This window comes from Lentzea indica, from assembly GCF_012184385.1.
GTDB classification, from domain to species: Bacteria; Actinomycetota; Actinomycetes; order Mycobacteriales; family Pseudonocardiaceae; genus Lentzea; species Lentzea indica.
In genome coordinates this window covers 1-16,095 of the sequence record NZ_VSRL01000039.1, presented here as the reverse complement: position 1 = coordinate 16,095, position 16,095 = coordinate 1, and the positions used below count along the sequence as shown (strand labels likewise).

The 16,095-nt window shown below is 67.0% G+C and carries 15 protein-coding genes and 2 pseudogenes; 10 read left to right on the top strand and 7 right to left on the bottom strand.

Going from position 1 to position 16,095, the window contains the following annotated elements; translation table 11 throughout:
* Complete coding sequence (locus FXN61_RS13810; RefSeq protein ID WP_167973893.1) at positions 1 to 405, top strand: HPF/RaiA family ribosome-associated protein; 405 nt, start codon at positions 1 to 3, stop codon at positions 403 to 405.
* A gap of 9 nt (positions 406 to 414) precedes the next feature.
* Here FXN61_RS13810 and FXN61_RS13805 read toward each other — a convergent pair whose 3' ends face one another.
* The 3 genes from FXN61_RS13805 to FXN61_RS13795 form a co-directional block, all read right to left on the bottom strand.
* Positions 415 to 1,158, bottom strand: a complete 744-nt coding sequence (locus tag FXN61_RS13805) for a DUF4386 domain-containing protein (protein ID WP_167973891.1) — start codon at positions 1,156 to 1,158, stop codon at positions 415 to 417.
* Between the two features lie 33 nt (positions 1,159 to 1,191).
* Positions 1,192 to 1,854, bottom strand: a complete 663-nt coding sequence (locus FXN61_RS13800) for a DUF4386 domain-containing protein (RefSeq protein ID WP_167973889.1) — start codon at positions 1,852 to 1,854, stop codon at positions 1,192 to 1,194.
* 598 nt (positions 1,855 to 2,452) lie between these two features.
* Positions 2,453 to 2,575: a hypothetical protein gene (locus FXN61_RS13795; protein WP_376770642.1), complete on the bottom strand. Its 123-nt coding sequence runs from the start codon at positions 2,573 to 2,575 to the stop codon at positions 2,453 to 2,455.
* A gap of 736 nt (positions 2,576 to 3,311) precedes the next feature.
* Between FXN61_RS13795 and FXN61_RS13790 the strand changes: the two genes are divergently transcribed.
* Together FXN61_RS13790 and FXN61_RS13785 are read left to right on the top strand one after the other, a co-directional pair.
* A complete protein-coding gene (locus FXN61_RS13790; RefSeq protein WP_246291443.1) occupies positions 3,312 to 4,196 on the top strand; it encodes a peptidoglycan-binding domain-containing protein in 885 nt (294 codons plus the stop codon).
* Positions 4,197 to 4,249: 53 nt separating this feature from the next.
* Positions 4,250 to 4,405 carry a hypothetical protein gene (locus FXN61_RS13785; RefSeq protein ID WP_167973885.1) on the top strand — a complete coding sequence of 52 codons (156 nt, stop codon included), beginning with the start codon at positions 4,250 to 4,252 and terminating at the stop codon, positions 4,403 to 4,405.
* A gap of 332 nt (positions 4,406 to 4,737) precedes the next feature.
* Here FXN61_RS13785 and FXN61_RS13780 read toward each other — a convergent pair.
* Positions 4,738 to 5,930: pseudogene (locus FXN61_RS13780) on the bottom strand (TetR/AcrR family transcriptional regulator).
* A gap of 212 nt (positions 5,931 to 6,142) precedes the next feature.
* Here FXN61_RS13780 and FXN61_RS52020 point away from each other — a divergent pair.
* Both FXN61_RS52020 and FXN61_RS13775 read left to right on the top strand, forming a co-directional pair.
* Complete coding sequence (locus FXN61_RS52020) at positions 6,143 to 6,355, top strand: hypothetical protein (protein WP_246291461.1); 213 nt, start codon at positions 6,143 to 6,145, stop codon at positions 6,353 to 6,355.
* A gap of 14 nt (positions 6,356 to 6,369) precedes the next feature.
* Positions 6,370 to 7,743 carry an AMP-binding protein gene (locus FXN61_RS13775; protein WP_312877710.1) on the top strand — a complete coding sequence of 458 codons (1,374 nt, stop codon included), beginning with the start codon at positions 6,370 to 6,372 and terminating at the stop codon, positions 7,741 to 7,743.
* On the opposite strand, the gene FXN61_RS13770 is transcribed toward FXN61_RS13775, so the two are convergent.
* From FXN61_RS13770 to FXN61_RS13760, 3 genes are read right to left on the bottom strand one after another with little or no spacing between them, the layout of a single operon-like run.
* Positions 7,706 to 8,869: an acyl-CoA dehydrogenase family protein gene (locus tag FXN61_RS13770; protein WP_167973883.1), complete on the bottom strand. Its 1,164-nt coding sequence runs from the start codon at positions 8,867 to 8,869 to the stop codon at positions 7,706 to 7,708. The genes FXN61_RS13775 and FXN61_RS13770 overlap by 38 nt on opposite strands.
* A gap of 8 nt (positions 8,870 to 8,877) precedes the next feature.
* Positions 8,878 to 9,348, bottom strand: a complete 471-nt coding sequence (locus FXN61_RS13765) for a DUF4334 domain-containing protein (protein WP_223165421.1) — start codon at positions 9,346 to 9,348, stop codon at positions 8,878 to 8,880.
* Positions 9,345 to 10,961 carry a succinic semialdehyde dehydrogenase gene (locus FXN61_RS13760; protein WP_167973881.1) on the bottom strand — a complete coding sequence of 539 codons (1,617 nt, stop codon included), beginning with the start codon at positions 10,959 to 10,961 and terminating at the stop codon, positions 9,345 to 9,347. The genes FXN61_RS13765 and FXN61_RS13760 overlap by 4 nt, the downstream gene beginning before the upstream one ends.
* 184 nt (positions 10,962 to 11,145) lie before the next feature.
* On the opposite strand from FXN61_RS13760, the gene FXN61_RS13755 reads away from it, so the two are divergent.
* The 5 genes and pseudogenes from FXN61_RS13755 (at position 11,146) to FXN61_RS13735 (ending at position 16,018) form a co-directional block, all read left to right on the top strand.
* Positions 11,146 to 12,339 (top strand): oxygenase MpaB family protein, encoded by a 1,194-nt coding sequence (locus tag FXN61_RS13755; RefSeq protein WP_167973879.1) that lies wholly within the window; start codon positions 11,146 to 11,148, stop codon positions 12,337 to 12,339.
* 257 nt (positions 12,340 to 12,596) lie between these two features.
* On the top strand, positions 12,597 to 12,920 hold the full coding sequence (locus tag FXN61_RS13750; RefSeq protein ID WP_167973877.1) for a transposase: 324 nt from the start codon (positions 12,597 to 12,599) through the stop codon (positions 12,918 to 12,920).
* Positions 12,921 to 13,128: 208 nt separating this feature from the next.
* Positions 13,129 to 13,824: pseudogene (locus FXN61_RS13745) on the top strand (IS3 family transposase); the annotation flags it as partial.
* A gap of 305 nt (positions 13,825 to 14,129) precedes the next feature.
* Positions 14,130 to 14,546, top strand: a complete 417-nt coding sequence (locus FXN61_RS13740; protein WP_167973875.1) for a hypothetical protein — start codon at positions 14,130 to 14,132, stop codon at positions 14,544 to 14,546.
* Between the two features lie 635 nt (positions 14,547 to 15,181).
* Positions 15,182 to 16,018 (top strand): MMPL family transporter, encoded by an 837-nt coding sequence (locus FXN61_RS13735; RefSeq protein ID WP_167973873.1) that lies wholly within the window; start codon positions 15,182 to 15,184, stop codon positions 16,016 to 16,018.
* Positions 16,019 to 16,095: the final 77 nt, after the last annotated feature.

Here is a 16,095-nt window from a genome sequence, read left to right as displayed (position 1 = left end):
ATGAGCGAACTGCCAGAGGACACCGCGGTGATCACCAACCGGCTGCACCTCGCCACCGGCTTCCTCTCGAACGAACGGGGCTGGGTCGTGGAACGTCTGGCCGCACTTGGCTCGCGCCTGCGCTCGTTCCACGACGACCAGGTCGACCTCGAGATCAGCGTGAAGGACCGCCGCGGCGTCGAGCAACGAGTCACCCTGGAGTGCTGGATCAACCGCACTCCCCGCCTGCACCTCGTCGCCACCTCGTCCGAGCCGGATCTGCCGGCCGCGCTCAACGAGGTCCGCAACGAGCTGATCCGTCAGGTCGACGAGGCCAAGACGCGGACCGAACCGCGCCACAACCGCGCGCTGAGGCTTGTCCCCGCACTGCCTGAGCTCGATCAGCCCCAGCACTCCCCAGGCTGAGGCCGATCCTCAGTTCTGGGAGGGGAAGCTGAATCCCTTGACGAAGAGCCAGATCGGGAGCACCAGCTCGAAGACGCCACCCGGCACCAATGCGACGAGCCCGATGCCCTGTGTCACGTCGACGACGCCGAACATGTCCAGTACGCAGCCCGCCAGCAGCGCGGGATAGGTGACGAGGCCGAGAATCGCGAGCGGGCGCGGGATCAACCGCGATCGGTACAGCAACACAGCCATGCACATGCCTGCCGCCGTGGTGACCAGGTAGATCAACAGAGTCGCCGCGCTGTGCTGCGCCTGCACCAGGGCGCCGAGACCGGTCGAAGCGGACGGGTCGATGGTGCCGTCGCGCGACCCGGCGCCGAGTTCGATCACCAGGAGCGGGACTGCCAGGTAGAACAAGCTCGCGGCAAGCTCCACGACCCGGAAACCGACATGTGCCAGGGCCAGCGACTCACCGTGGCGTTTCAGCAAGGGGAACAGCAGAACCGCGATACCCACCACCCCGAACTGGCCAGCCAGAAGAAATGCGCCGGTGGCCAGGCTGCTGGTGTCGGCGGATGCACCGGTCAGGAAGTCCGGCCGGCTCAGGACTCCGCCGATGAGCATGTCCGCGAAGATGAACGCGGTGGTGGCGGTGAGGAAGAACACCCCCACGAGGACTGCGGTCTTCCTGGTCGATGCGGTTGTCGGCCCACTCTGCGGCATCACCGGATCGGCGACGGCCGGCATGAGCGGCTTCTCGGGTGCTGACATGGGATTCACTCTCTATTCAGTTGGAAGAATCTGTCATCGTGTTGTGGCAACAGGGTCTTCGTGGTGCTGTGACTCGCTGATGGCGAGTCGACTACCCCAGATCACGAGCCACAGCGCCAGCAGGAACTCACCGATGAAGGTGTACGACGCGACATCGGTCCAAGCGCCCTCGGACAGCATCACGCCGAAGCCGTCGATCACGTAGCCGAGTCCCGCGACAACGAGCAGAGCGCCCAGAAGCCTTGGTACATAACCTGATCGATAGGCCAGATAGCCGATGAGGATCAAGTGCAGCCCGAACAGACCGAGACCCGCCATCCACAGATCGTTGAACGCGGTGACTTCCAGCAGTGCCAGGGCGTGCAACTGGTCCGCGCCGAGCACCGCGAGGTAACCGTCGTCGCCGAGCAGGCGCAGCCCCCTGAGGAGCTGGCCGATCGCCACCATGAAGACCGCTGTGTAAACCAGCCTGAACGCCGCCGTGAGCATCGAGAGGTTCTTGCCCGCCGGGCTGAACACGCGGTACAGACCCCACGCCACGACGATGTCGAGCGCGATCACCACGAAGAGACACGCGACACCGAACCGGAACAGGTCGGCGGACTCCGTGATGTTAGTGGCTGTCTGTGCCGGATCTCCCTTGCTCACCAGGCCGTCCAGAGCGACGAACTTGGCAAAGCCCGCCAGTGCGGACATGAGCAGCAACCCCGCCCCCCGCGGCAACGCTCGCGTGACGGAGCGACCGGTCGGCCTTGTTCCCCGGTGAGGCGGAGTGCCCGGATGACTCTCGAGCGCGGTTCCTCATCGAAGTCCCCTTGCCACCGACGAAGTTCGGCCGCCAGAATCGCCCGACTGTCCATTCAAGACGGCGACCACGCAGGTGAGAACTTGGAACCGGCCGCAACGACCGTCCCGGCAAGGCCGGCGAATGGCGCCCAACCCGCGTGACATGCCAGCCGGCGCTGTGAGCGGAAACATCTCAAGAACGACGACAACCGCTTCACCACCTATGCCGGTCCGGTGAAAGTGTCCGCCGCGGGCAGGTGCATCGACTGGGGCGGTGGAGTGACGATCAGTGGTGTGTGGACTGTCTGGTACTCCGGTCCCTCGCACTGCGGATGACAGACCGGGAGGGCCCGCACATGCGCTGTGCGGGCCCTCCCGCTTCCGTGATCAGGTCGGCCCGAGCGCGACGACGAGTTCTTCCTCTGCTGCCAGCACTTCGCCAGGATCCGGCACAACCGCTGCACTCCAGGGGTGGCGCGGTGCTCGGAGATGAACCGACAGCGGTAGATCATCGATCCATCTCGCGCGCAGAATAGGCGGCCACTTTGCGGAGAATCTCGTTCTCCTTCTCCAGCTCCGCCAGGCGCTTGCGCATCGCCGCGGTTTCCAGGGCCTGCTCGGCCTGCGCCACCTGCTCCGGGTCCTTCGCCCGCCGCGCATCCCGCACCCACGACCGCAACGTCTCATGCGAAACACCAGCTGCTCCGCGATCTGCCGGATCGGCCGATCACTGGCCAGCATCAACTCCACCGCATCCCGGCGGAACGACTCCGGATACTTCGACGGACGAGCCATAACAACATCCTCTTGCCCAACAGCACGCGCTGTCAGGACTCGAGGTGTCCCGGCATCCGGGGGCAACCCCAGGACGGTCCAGGGCGGACAGGGGATGTAGCGCAACGGCAGGGGAGAACAGGGCCCGTCGCCTCTTGCCAGCAGAAGGAACAACCTCTGCTCATCGCCGTGTCAGAGCTTTGTCAGCGCCATGTCCGAGCCTTGTCCAAAGGCACTGCGCTCGCGCTGTCCCCACTGCCAGAACAAGGGAACAACCATGTCCAAAATGGCCACTGCGGCGCCCTCGCCGTGCCCGTCCTCGGAGGCGCCGCCGGAGCCGCGCAGGCCTCCACCCTGTCCGCCTCCGGGGACTCCACCGCATTGACCGGCCTCCGCTGCTGACCTGGCGCCTCGTACAGCCGCCACGTCTCCACGGCTCCTACGTCAGCGGCGGTCACATCGACCAACGGTGTGGCTGACCCGCTGCCCCCTGGCCGTAGGAAATGCACCTCCATGACAAGCCGCACGCACACGATTCCCGGCGCTGGACCGAGGCCGTGGCCGGGCTTTGACCGAACGGAAAGAAACACCGCATGAAGACAAAGATGAAGACCCAGGGCGCCATTACGGCGCTGGCGACCTTCGCTGTCCTGGGCTGCCTGACGTTGAGCGCGACGCAGGCTTCAGCCGTAGCCCCACGGGCGCTGCCGTCCCCGGCCGAAACCGCCGCCGCGCTGCCCGTCGTCAACATGGAAGCCACCGTCCTGGCCGCCCAGATCGATCCCCGGCGCGCCGACGACACGCTGACCCCAGGCGCCAAGGATTCCGTGCTGGCCGTCGAGCGGGCACTCCAGGCACGCAATCTGCTGGACGCCCGCTGGGTCGACGGCTACTTCGGAACCACGACCATCACGGCGTACGCAGCCTACCAGCGTTCGCTCGGATACACCGGACTGGCCGCGAACGGGCTGCCCGGCGCGAGTTCGCTGGCCACGCTCGGACAGGGCCGGTTCACCGTCTCCCGCGTGATCAAACCAGGCCCGAAGGTTCAGCGTGACGGGTACGTCGTCGACACCCGTACCCAGGCGATGCTCACTGAGACCGAACGTCTGCTGGGGCGCCGCCTCGTGCTGTCGCAGGGCTCCTACAACCCCGGCGGCGACCCGACCTCCGCCGGCACCCACGACGGCGGCGGCGTCGTGGACATCAAGGTCGACGGCATGTCCGCCGACACCCGCACCGCCGTCGCCCGTGCGCTGCGCCAGGTCGGCTTCGCCGCCTGGGTCCGCAGCCCGGCCCAGGGCGACTGGCCGTGGCACATCCACGCTGTAGCGATCAACGACACCGACCAGGCCACCCAGGCCCAGAACCAGGTCGGTGACTACTACCTCGGCTTCAACGGCCTCGCCAACCACCGCCCCGACGACGGGCCCCGGATCCCGATCCGGACATGGGAGGACTACCAGCGCACGCACTGACCAGAAGCCCAGACGCCACCCCGATCATTGACACTTCGCGAAAGGGGAAACCCGTGAGCGACGCTTCAACGGACGGCAATTTGATCTTTCCCGCAGGAAGGTTCTCAACGAAGTCAGCTGCGTTCTACGCGCGCACCGATGAGGTCATCCAGACCGACAAAGGACCTGCGCTGATCATGGCCTACGACCAGAACCGATCACCGACGTGAACATCGGTGAGTCCACAGGTGGTCCACAGACCGCCCTCGAAGTAGATCATAGCGAGGCCAAACGCAATGAATGATAGAAGCCCGTCTGATCAGGTGTTTTGCCATGATCAGACGGGCTTCTGTCGACCATCGGGACCCGTTGACGCATGTTGAGCAGCGACTCAAGATCCGCTCCTTCACATCCAGCCGGCACGGACTTTCACCGCCGCCGAGGGAGGTGCGGAGCACATCGGACTGGACCGCTGCGCCACGTCCGGGACTTCGTCGCCGACTGGGTGAAGGGAGACCTTCGCGAGCTTGCCTGAACTCCACGTGACGAGAAGACCCCGTCATCATTGACGGCGCGAACCCAGCTCCCCGCCCACCAGCCCCAGAGCACCAACCAACAGAGCGGCGACGGCGTCGCGGTGAGCAGGGCTGTCCCGCCATCGCACGCTGCGTCCGGCCTCGACCACCACGCCGAACCCGGCGTGCACCAGCGCTCGCGCCTGGCGTGAGTCGAGTTCGGGACGTACCAACCGCAGTTGCTGTTCCCACACAGCGATGTGCTCGCGCTGCGCGATGATCAGGGGCCGCCTCACGTTGGGCGGCAGGCCGGCGACCTCGGCGTCGGCGACGCTGGTGAGTGCGGTGTGCTCGAAGCTGTAGGCCACGTAGGTGGCCGCCAGCACGGTCACGGCGTCGTGAGGATCGGTGACGCCGCGGAGGTTCTGTTCCACGGCCTGGGTCAGCAGTCCGGCTGCCTGCAGGCAGGCCGCCGCCAGGATGTCGGCCTTGCCGGGGAAGTAGCGGTAGAGCGCGGAGGGAACCAGTCCCACGGCCTCGGCGATCATGCCGTTGGTGACGCTGGCGAACCCGTCCCGCTCGAACAGGGGGATGGCGGCTGCGAGGATTTCGGCGCGACGAGTGCGGGGCACGGGCTGTGTCGGAAGTTCGACGCGGCGGGCGCTACCGGCGGCGGCCGCAGGGTCGGTCGCGGCCACGCGCATGGCGGACGCCAGCAGCAGTTCTTCGGCCCTGCGTGGTGAGATCGAGGTGTGATGCATCGTGATGGACCCGATCACGCCAAGGGCGCCGCGGCTCGCAGGTGCTCGTCGGACAGGGGGTACTCGCGCCGCAGCACGTCGGTCACCCTGCCGACGACGTACCCGAACTTCGTCCGGAGCACCTGGCGGTCCTCGCGGTTGAGGTAGCGGGCCTCCCAGCGGTACACGCCGCCCGAAGCGCGATGGGCGACGGTGACCCGCGTGAGGGCCGCGAGCACGTCCGCCAAGGCCGCTTCGGGAGCCACCTCGCCGAGTGCGGCGACCAGCCGATCCACCATGACGTTCGCGCACTCGGCGAACAGCGCGTACTTGTTCGGGAAGTGCCGGTACAGGGCCGCCGCGGTGATGCCCACACTTGCGGCGATCTCCTCCATGGACGCCGCGTGGTAGCCGTGCTCACTGAAGGCTCGACCGGCCGCGTCCACGATGAGTTGCCTGCGGTTGCGCGGCCGAACTGCCGCAGCCGGCTCGGCGGTCACCGCGACACCCGAACGGACGTACGCGAAAGCAAGCCCATGTGCGCCAGTGAACCATGGAACGAACCGCGTCCAGGAAGACCTGCCCGGCGCGGCGCTCCGCCGACCGGCCGCTGCGTGATTCGTGATTTACATAATCCTTCTCAACCAGCCGCGCAGCAGGCATACTGACCCCCGCGATCAACGCCGATCCGGCAGCGGACAGGAGTGGTCACATGCCGATCGCCGCGGTTCCAGCCTGGTCTTTTCGGCACCATTGGATGGCGCACGCCGCCACGCACGCGATGATGCGACCGGACAAGCCGGCACTGCGTTACCTCGGGCAGACCACGACCTGGGCGCAGTTGTCGCAGCGGTCGTTGCGACTGGCCGCCGCGCTCGCCGCCCGAGGAGTGACCGAGGCGACCGCGTCGCGCTGCTCACCCTGAACCACCCGTGGTTCGTGGAAAGCGTGTTCGCAGCCAACAGCTTGGGGGCCATGGCCGTCCCGCTCAGCTTCCGGCTCGCACCACTGGAACTCGACCACATCCTGACCGATTGCACGCCGTCGGCCATCTTCGTCGACGCGCAACTTCTGTCGCTGTTCGAGTCCGTGCCGTGCGCCGCGTCGATCGGCACGGTGATCGTCATCGGAGGACCGGACGGCGACGGAGTGCACGCCGCGTACGAGAAGTTCCTGTCCGCACATGAGCCGATTGAGCTGCCCGACATCGGCGAGGAGTCAACGGCACTGATCATGTACACCTCGGGCACCACCGGCCGACCGAAGGGAGTGCTGCTGTCCCATCGCAACCTGCAGCTGCAAGCGCTCACCTGCATCAGGGCGATGGAGATGTTCGACGACTCCGACATCGGCTTCCTGACCGCGCCCTTCTTCCACATCGCGGGTCTGGGTTCGATGGTGGCGAACATCCTGGTCGGCGGCACGGTCGTAATCCACCCGCTCGGCGCCTTCGACCCACGGGCGGTGCTGGACGCCTACGAACGCGAGGGTGCCACCGTGGTGTTCAACGTTCCGCAGCAGTGGGATCTGATCTGTGCCCAGCCGGACATCGGCGAGCGCGATCTGAAGTTGCGCATCATCAGCTGGGGCGCAGCGCCCGCGAGCCGGGCGACGCTGCGGGCCATGGCCGAGAAGTTCCCCGGCGCCCTGAACGTGGCGGTGTTCGGCCAGACCGAGACCTCACCGATCACCTGCGTCCTGCGCGGCGAGGACTCGACGCGCAAGCTCGGCTCCGTGGGCCGGCCGATCCCGACGATCCAGTACCGCATCATCGACGACGCCATGACCGACGTCGCCACGGGCGAGGTTGGCGAGATCGTCTATCGCGGGCCCACTGTGACGCAGGGGTACTGGAACAAGCCGAAGGAGACCGCGGAGGCGTTCGCGGGAGGCTGGTTCCACTCCGGTGATTTGGTGAGGCAGGACGACGAGGGCTTCATCTGGGTGGTCGACCGCAAGAAGGACATGATCATCAGCGGCGGCGAGAACATCTACTGCGCCGAGCTGGAGAACGTCATCGCAGAGCATCCTTCGGTGCTGGAGGTCGCGGTGATCGGCAGGGCGGACGACCGCTGGGGCCAGGTGCCGGTCGCGTTCGTCACCGTCGCGCCCGGCACCGAGGTGTGCCTGCGGGAGCTGACCGGGTTCCTCGACGGAAGGCTCGCCTCCTTCAAGATGCCCAGGGATCTCGTGGTGGTCGCCGGACTCCCCCGCAACGCGGCCGGGAAGGTGACCAAGGACGTGCTTCGCACCATGGACGAACAGCGCCGGGGACCTATAGCCCCAGATCGCGGCCGACGATCTCCTTCATGATCTCCGTGGTGCCTCCGTAGATGGTGGTGATGCGCGAGTCGAGGTAGTCGTGGGCGATGCGGTAGTCGAGCATGTAGCCGTAACCACCGTGCAGTTGAAGGCAGCGCCCGACGATGTCGACGTACTGCTCGGTGGTCCAGAACTTCGCCGCCGCCGCGTCCACGGCGCTGAGCTCGCCGCGGGTGTGCCTGGCGAGCAGGTCGTCGATGTGGCTCCGGCTCACCCGGACGGCCGTGACCATCTCGGCCAGTTCGAAGCGCGTGTTCTGGAACGATCCGATCGGCCGGCCGAACGCCTTGCGCTGCTTGACGTAGTCGAGGGTGCGTTCCAGCACGCCCTCGGAGGAGGCCACGGCGTTGGCGGCAATCGAGATCCGCTCCTGAGGCAGGTTGCGCATCAGACCGAGGAAGCCAGCCCCTTCCTCGCCGAGCAGGTTGGCGATGGGCACCCGGACGTCGGAGAAGAAGAGCTCGCTGGTGTCCTGGGCGTGCAGCCCGATCTTCTCGAGGTTGCGACCGCGTGAGAAGCCGGTGCGATCGGCCTCGATGACCAGCAGGCTGATCCCCTTGTGGCGGTCAGGGCCGGTGCGGACGGCGGTGACCACGAGGTCGGCGTTCTGCCCGTTGGAGATGAAGACCTTGCTACCGTTGACCACGTAGCAGTCCCCGTCGCGAACGGCGGTGGTGCCGATCCCGGCCAGGTCGCTCCCGGTTCCCGGTTCCGTCATCGCGATCGCGACGATGAGCTTTCCCGCGGCGATACCGGGCAACCAGCGGGCCTTCTGCTCGGCATTGGCCAGGCCGGTGAAGTAGGGCACGACGATGTCGTTGGACAGCGCGACCCCGGCAAGCCCGTCGGACACCGGATTGCGGGAGAACTCCTCCCCGATCACCGCGTTGAAGCGGTAGTCGGTGATGCCGGCACCGCCGTACTCCTCGGGAATGCCGAAACCGAGGATTCCCGCTTTGGCCGCCTCCTCGAACAGCGCGCGGTCGACCTTGCCCTCCGCCCGCCACCGCTCGGCGTAGGGTGCGGCGTGCTTGTCGACGAAGGCGCGGACCGTGTCGCGCAGCAGCTCGTGGTCGTCCTCGTAGAGCGATCGTTCGGGGGAGATCACACTGCTCATCCGGGTCCTCACTCGCGTTCCAAGCCGAAGTAGAAGTGGCGGCCGTTCGCGAGCACGACGTCCGGCTTGCCGTTCATGACGCCCATCAGGGTGTTGTCGTCCACGCGTTTGAAGTGGTCGAGGACCGGCATGCCGTCGTACACCATCGTGGCGGTGACCTCACCGCGGAACTCGACGTTCCACAGGCTGGCTTCGCCCTTGCCCGCGTTGGTGTCGGAGTAGAGGCTGCCGTCGTCGGCCTGGCAGACCAGCGGTGTGGCGTCGTGCGGCGCGGCGAACCGCTTGCCGTGCCAACGGCTTCTCGCCAGCATCCGTTCGACGGGGTGTCCGGTCGGGAAGGCGAAGCCGTGCCAGGAGCCGACGAGCGCTGACGCCACGACGACCTCGAGGTCCGCCCACAGGGCATCGAGTTCGTCCGGGTCGATGGGGACCGGCGCCGCGCGAAGTGCCTCCCACCGTGCCATCGTGTCGTCGCTCACCGGATCCCCAAGCGGCGCAGCAGGGCCAGCTGCTGGTTGGTGCGGTGGACAAAGCTCTGCGCGGACGACTTCGGCGACGGGCCCAGCGGCATGAGCCGCTGCACGGCGATCGTCTGGCTTTCGGTGTACTTGCGGATCCCTTCGGCCCCATGGCGCCTGCCGAGCCCGCTGTCGCCCATACCGCCCATTCCGGCCTCGATGCTGCCGGCGGCGGCCGCCGCGCCGTCGTTGATGTTGACCGAGCCGGCGCGGATCCGCAGCGCCATCCGCCTGGCCTTGCGGGTGTCGCGCGACCAGATCGATGCCGACAGGCCGTAGGTCCCCTGGTTGGCCAGCGCAACGGGATCGCTGTCGGCTGCGTAGGGATACAGGGAGATCACCGGGCCGAACGTCTCCTCCCCGAAAACGGCCATGTCGGGGGTGACGCCTTCGAGGATCGTCGGCTCGTAGCACAACGGGCCGAGGTCCGGACGAGCGCGGCCGCCCACGAGCACGGTCGCTCCTTTGCCCACCGCGTCATCGACGTGTGCCTCGACGGCCGCGAGCTGCGCCGGAGAGGCCAGTGACCCGATGTCCGCCGAGTAGTCGTAGCACTGTCCCAACCGCAGTGCACTGGTCGCCCGCACCAGCTCGTCGCGGAACGCGTCGTAGACCCCCTCGTGCACGTAGACCCGTTCGACGTGGATGCACATCTGTCCGGTGTTGGCGAAAGCGGCCACCACGGTGCCGGCCGCCGCGGCTGCGATGTCGGCGTCCTCGCGCACGATGAGCGGGTTCTTGCCGCCGAGTTCGAGGGATGCGCCGATGAGCCGCCGCGCCGCACGCTCGGCCACTGTGCGGCCGGTGGCGGTCGAGCCGGTGAAGCAGACGAAGTCGACGGAATCGATCAGAGCGGTCCCCACCACGTCCCCCGGACCTGTCACGATCTGCCACAGGTCGTGCGGCAGGCCCGCCTCTGCCATCAGGGCACGGGTCCACAACAGGGTCAGTGGTGTCCGGGAGTCCGCCTTCGAGACGGCGGCGTTGCCGGCGAGCAGGGCGGGCAACACGTCGCCGGCGCCGAGGTAGAGCGGATAGTTCCAGGGAGAGATGACGCCGACGACGCCCTTCGACACTCGCAACTCCCTGACTTTCGTCAGGCCTGGCACCATTCCGCGCACGCGACGAGGTCCGAGGTAATGGCGTGCCCGGCGCGCGTAGTGGCGGGCGATCGTCGCGACCTGCGCCACCTCCTGCCAGGCGTGGTACCGCGCCTTCCCGGTCTCCCACTGGATCAGGTCGAGCACCTGCCCCTGCCGCGCCAACAGCAGGTCGTGGAAGGCGAGCACGATCTCACCACGGTCCGCAACCGATGTTCGCGCCCACTCCCGCTGGGCCTGCGCGGCACTCACGACCGCGGACGCGACGTCTTCGTCGGCACACGCGGGAACCGGTGGAGTCGGTGCCAGGTCGTAAGGCGCGACAGTGGTCACCGGCTCCGGCACCGGGTTCCCATGCCGTGTCACGTCTCGATGCACCCACGCACACCACTGTGCGACCAGCTCTTCGGTCACCCAGGCGGGGCGAGAACTCGCGACCGGGGTTGTCGGGATCCGGGTCTGCTCCGCGGCCATCGAGACTCCTCTGGAGTAGCGGACCGATTCAGGTCGGCGATCGGCTTGCCGCTGGACGGCAGCCTGGTGCAGCCTGGCTATGTTAACGAGAATTCTCGCGACAGATCAAGGAGGACCAGCCCTGATTGCTGCGCTAGAGCCGTAAACTCAGCACATCTACCTACCACGGAAGCCAGGTAAGTAAATGAGCAATCTCAGCAGGAGGAACGTCCTTACACTCGGCGTCGCGCTGGGCCTGGTGAGCGTGGCCGGCGCCGCTCCGGCAGGGGCGGCTGCGACGAGCGGTACCTCAGGCAGCGACCCGTGGTGGTCCTGGGACGACGAGGTGGACCGTCTGCTGGCGGATCTTCTCGACAACGGCCAGGTTCCGATGGTCAACACCGCGATGCGGTCGTGGGTGAACAACAACGACCCCTTGCCCAGCGGCCTGCCGGCCAACCTCGCCACACACCTGCAAAAGGCCAACAAGCTGCCTCCCTGGGCCGACCACACCAAGCTGCGCCTCGCCGCCGACTTCAACCGGCGCAAGGACACGTACCTGTTCCTGCTGTACGGCCTCGGCAGCGGCATCATGAGCACGGTCATCCCCCGTGAGGCCAAGTCGGTCTACTGGTCCGCGGGCGGCGCCGACATGAAGGACCGCGCGGCCAAGACGTTCACCTTCGGCTACGACATGAGCGAGTTGAACGCTTTCGAACCCACCGGGCAATTCGTGGTGACAGCCAACAAGACTCGCCTGGTGCACGCGGCGGTGCGACACCTGCTGCCCCAGTCGCCGCAGTGGCAGGCGGTCAACGACGAGCAGATCCCGATCAGCAACGGCGACATCCTGGTCACCTTCCACAGCCTCGGCACCTTCGTGCACAGGAAGCTGCGCGAATGGCGCGTTCCGATGTCGGCCGCGGAAGAGGACGCGTTCCTGCACATGTGGCAGCTCGCCATCCACCTGCTGGGCGTGCAGGACGAGTTCATCCCCAAGACCTGGGCTGCCGCGTACGCACAGTCGGCGCAGGTGCTGACACCGATCCTCGCCCCGACGCGCGAGGGCGAGGAACTGGCCGAGGATCTGCTCGGGCTGACCGCGCAGATCGACCTGGGTGTCACCCGCGGATTCCTCAACGAGTTCGTCCGCTACGTGCTCAGCAACGCGATCGGCGACTGGCTCGGACTACGCCGCGACCACGCGGCGGCGGCGATCATCCGCACCGGGTGGCCCGCCTACATCGCTTTCCGCGAAGGACTGCTGCCCGTCATGCCCGTCGGATTCTACCTGTTCGACCAGTTCATCCGCGCGCTGGCGATGCTGTTCCTCAACAAGGGCACCTCACCAAAGGCCACTCTCATCACGATCCCCACCGCGAACCGCCCTGAGTCCTGACCCGACCTCACCGTCCACTTGAGCCACCCTCCGTCGCGTAACTTGACGAACTGCCAAGCGAACCATCCGCAGCAGACTGTGCCACCAGTTGGCCGCAATTTCCCTTGCCTCGCAAGCCTTCCTGTTTGTCCATGCGGGGCAGCGGAAACCCGGGCCTCGCAGCGGATCATCTTCCGCCAAGATCCCCAGTTGAGGTTCACCCCGGGCAGTGGACACCGAGTTAGCAGGACCGAGGGTTCTGCTGAAAGGATGTCCGTATGCCTCCTCGTAAGCGCCGGTCGCACACGGCTGAGTACAAGGTCGAGGCTGCGCATCGTGTGATCGATTCCGGTCGCACGATCAGCGAGGTTGCCCGCGAGCTGGGGATCGACGCGGGGATGTTGCGTGTCTGGGTCAAAAGACGAGCGGCGCCGGTCGCCGCGGCCGAGGTTCAGGGCGAGAGCCCGCTGGAGGCGGCCGAGCGGGCCGAGTTGCTGCGGTTGCGCAGGCAGGTCGCCGAGCTGGAGAAGGACAACACGTTCCTGGTAAAAGCTTCGGCGTACTTTGCCGCGATGCAGAAGAACCGCAACGGTTCGCTCTGATGGCCAAGTACGCCGGCCCCGGATGACATCGCCGGCGTCGCGGTGCCCGAGGGCGAACGCTTCGCGGTCCGGCGCATGGCGCGACTGCTGACGGTGTCCGCCTCCGGCTACTACGCCTACGTGAAGCGTTGTGCGGCAACGACATTTGCGCCGCGACGTCAACGCCGTGCGGACCTGGAGGTGAAGATCATCCAGGCACAAGGACTCTCAAGGGACCTACGGGTCGCCACGGATTACCGCCGAGTTGCGGCATCTGGGCGAGGTGGTCAGCGCCAAGACCGTCGCCAAGGTCATGGCCAGTGTCGGGATCGAGGGCATCAGCCCGCGCACGTTCAAGGTGAGAACGACGGTCGCCGATCCGGCGGCGTCGTTCCCGCCGGACCTCGTCGAGCGCGAGTTCGACCAGGGCCGGCTCAACGCCGTGTGGTTGACCGACATCACGTACCTGTCCTGTGGTGTGGGCGAGATGTTCTTGTGCGCGATCCGCGACGGGCACTCCCGCACGGTCCTCGGCTACAGCGTCGCCGACCACATCAGCGCCGGGATGGTCACCACCGCCATCGAGGCGGCCGTGGCCGCTCGGGGCGGTGAATGTCGTGGCACGGTCCTGCATTCCGACCGCGGCGGCGAGTACACGGCGCATCTGACCGCACAGGCGTGCTTGCGGCACGGGCTACGCCGGTCGATGGGCGCGACCGGGATCGGCTGGGACAACAGCCCCGCGGAATCGTTCTGGTCGACGTTCAAACACGAGCACTACTACCGGCACGTCTACGCCACCAAGACGGAACTCGTTGCCGCAGTTGACAAGTGGATCGAGTTCTACAACAGCACGCGGCGGCACTCCAAGCTCGGGATGCGCAGTCCCAGTGACTACGAGATGTCACTCCCAGCAGCTGCCTGACTCTCGTAAGCCCCTGTCCACCGTTCGGGGTGAACCTCAGGTCGCCGCACGCAACGTCTCCACCCACTGCCTACGCCACACCACACTCACCTGGGTCGAACGCCACTACGGACCCGCCATCGCCCGCGGCTACGCAGGCCACGCCCACCCTCGCAGCGACGACATCACTGCCGTTTACACAAACCCACTCTCGCAGACCTGGCGACCGCACTATCCGCATACACCCGTGAGCCACACCCACTGGCTGCCACTCCCCCACCCACGAACGGGCTTGCCGTCTTCCCGATCCTCAACCCACCCCAGTCATGACCGAACACCCAACCTCGCTGTTCAGCCCACCCCAGGTCGAACCACCCCAGCCGCTCGCCTCCATCGACACCACACGGTGCCTCGACAAGGGCGACCTGCTGTTGGCCATGGCTGCGATCGACCACTCCGGCCGAGTCCCTGCCCGCAGACTCCTCCGCGTACTCGGCTGGAGCCCTGGTTACACCACCAGCGCCCAGTTGCACGGACCCACGATCACTGTGCAACCTGATGCCGACAGCCCTCACACCATCAACAGCAGGTACCAGATCTTCATCCCAGCCGGCCTTCGAGATCTGACCGGCATCCGGACCACCGCTAATGTCGTCCTCTTGGCTGCACCGGAGGCGCAGCAACTGATCATCTGTCCAAATAGCTCACTGATTGCGTTGCTTCGCCGTGGAACGCCGCGCTGATGTCCGGCTTCAGATGTACTGCGGCGCAGAACTCTTGGTGCGATCGCAACGCCCAGCCGGCGCACCGACCGCGGCGGCCACAGCACCGGCGAGCACCTCCTCGCCGCGATGCGCACCATCTACACACACGCGATCCGCGACGAACTCCTTCCGCTGCAGCACAACCCAACCGCAGCCATACCGAACCCAGCCGACAGCGCTCCCTGCGCAGAGTGGGGACACGGGCGAGAGTCGGTAGCGAGCTTGCAGCCGACGCCTGGTGGCGAGATCCTCCTCAACCCCCCGCGAGCTGTGGAGCGTGACGATCGGCTGAGCCTGCACGGTTCCCCGCCCGCGAACGAGCCGCCGCAGATCGGGTGGGCGGCCGCAGCGCCCACCCGTTGTCGGACGATCCGGTCGCTACGCGACAAGGCTGATGTGCATACCAATCACCTGGCAACTAGCACCTTCACGGCGTGATCGACCACAGTGGACCGTCTTACCGGCCCGCTGGCCGGGCCGTATGACCCAACGGCATGGGGGCCTTGCGCTTCGCCGTGCTCGCCGTCAGCGCCCCAATTCGACCGTGACTACATCCTGGTGAAGGCGCGTGAAACCGCCCGACCAGTTACTGGGTCCGTGGCTACGCTGTCGCGATGAGTGCTGGGGCACAGGACGGCCGGGCCTCCCAGGCGGTCGCGGCGGTGAGCCGGGCGTGCGCGCGGCACCGGTTCGCCGTGATCGGCGCCTGGGTGCTGCTGGTGCTGGCGCTGGTGACGGCCGCGCGAGTGATCGGCACACCGACGGACAACGACGTGAGCCTGCCGGGCACCGACGCCCAGCTGGTGCGGGACCTGACCGCGTCGTCGGCGAACCCGCTCACCTCCGGGACCGTGATCCTGGTGGACCCGGACGGGCGCCTGGACGACGGTGTGCTGGCAGCGACCGCGGCCTCGCTGCAGGGCGCCGAGCACGTGACCACGGTGAAACCACCTTCGGCGAAGGAAGGCTCGCTGTCCGCGGACGGACGCACCGGCTGGTTCATGGTCGGCATGGACGTCCGCAGGGCCGAGCTCGAGAAAGCCATGGCGCAGACCGTCCTGGACGCCGCCCGGCCCGCAACCGACGCCGGCGTGAAGGTACTTCCAGGCGGGGGATTCGCCCAGGTCATCGACGGTTCCGGCAGCACAGGCAACGAGTACTTCGGCCTGTTGCTGGCCACCCTCGTGCTCTTCCTCGCGCTCGGTGGCCTCCTCGGCGCGGTGCTACCGCTGCTGTCCGCGGCGCTGTCGGTGCTCGCGACGCTGCAGATCGTGGGACTCGCCGGGAACCTGACCTCGATGCCCGCCCAGGCGTCGACCCTGGCTCTCATGATCGGCCTCGGCGTCGGCATCGACTACTCGCTGTTCCTGCTCAACCGGTTCCGCACGCTGACGCGATCGGGTCTGACGGTGCCGCAGGCCGTCGAACGGGCCTGGCAGTGCCGAAGATGACGGCTGAGGACATCGCCGCGATGCGTGCCGCGAACAAGGCCTTCAAGAAGGCGCTTGACGCCAACGACGCCGTCGCC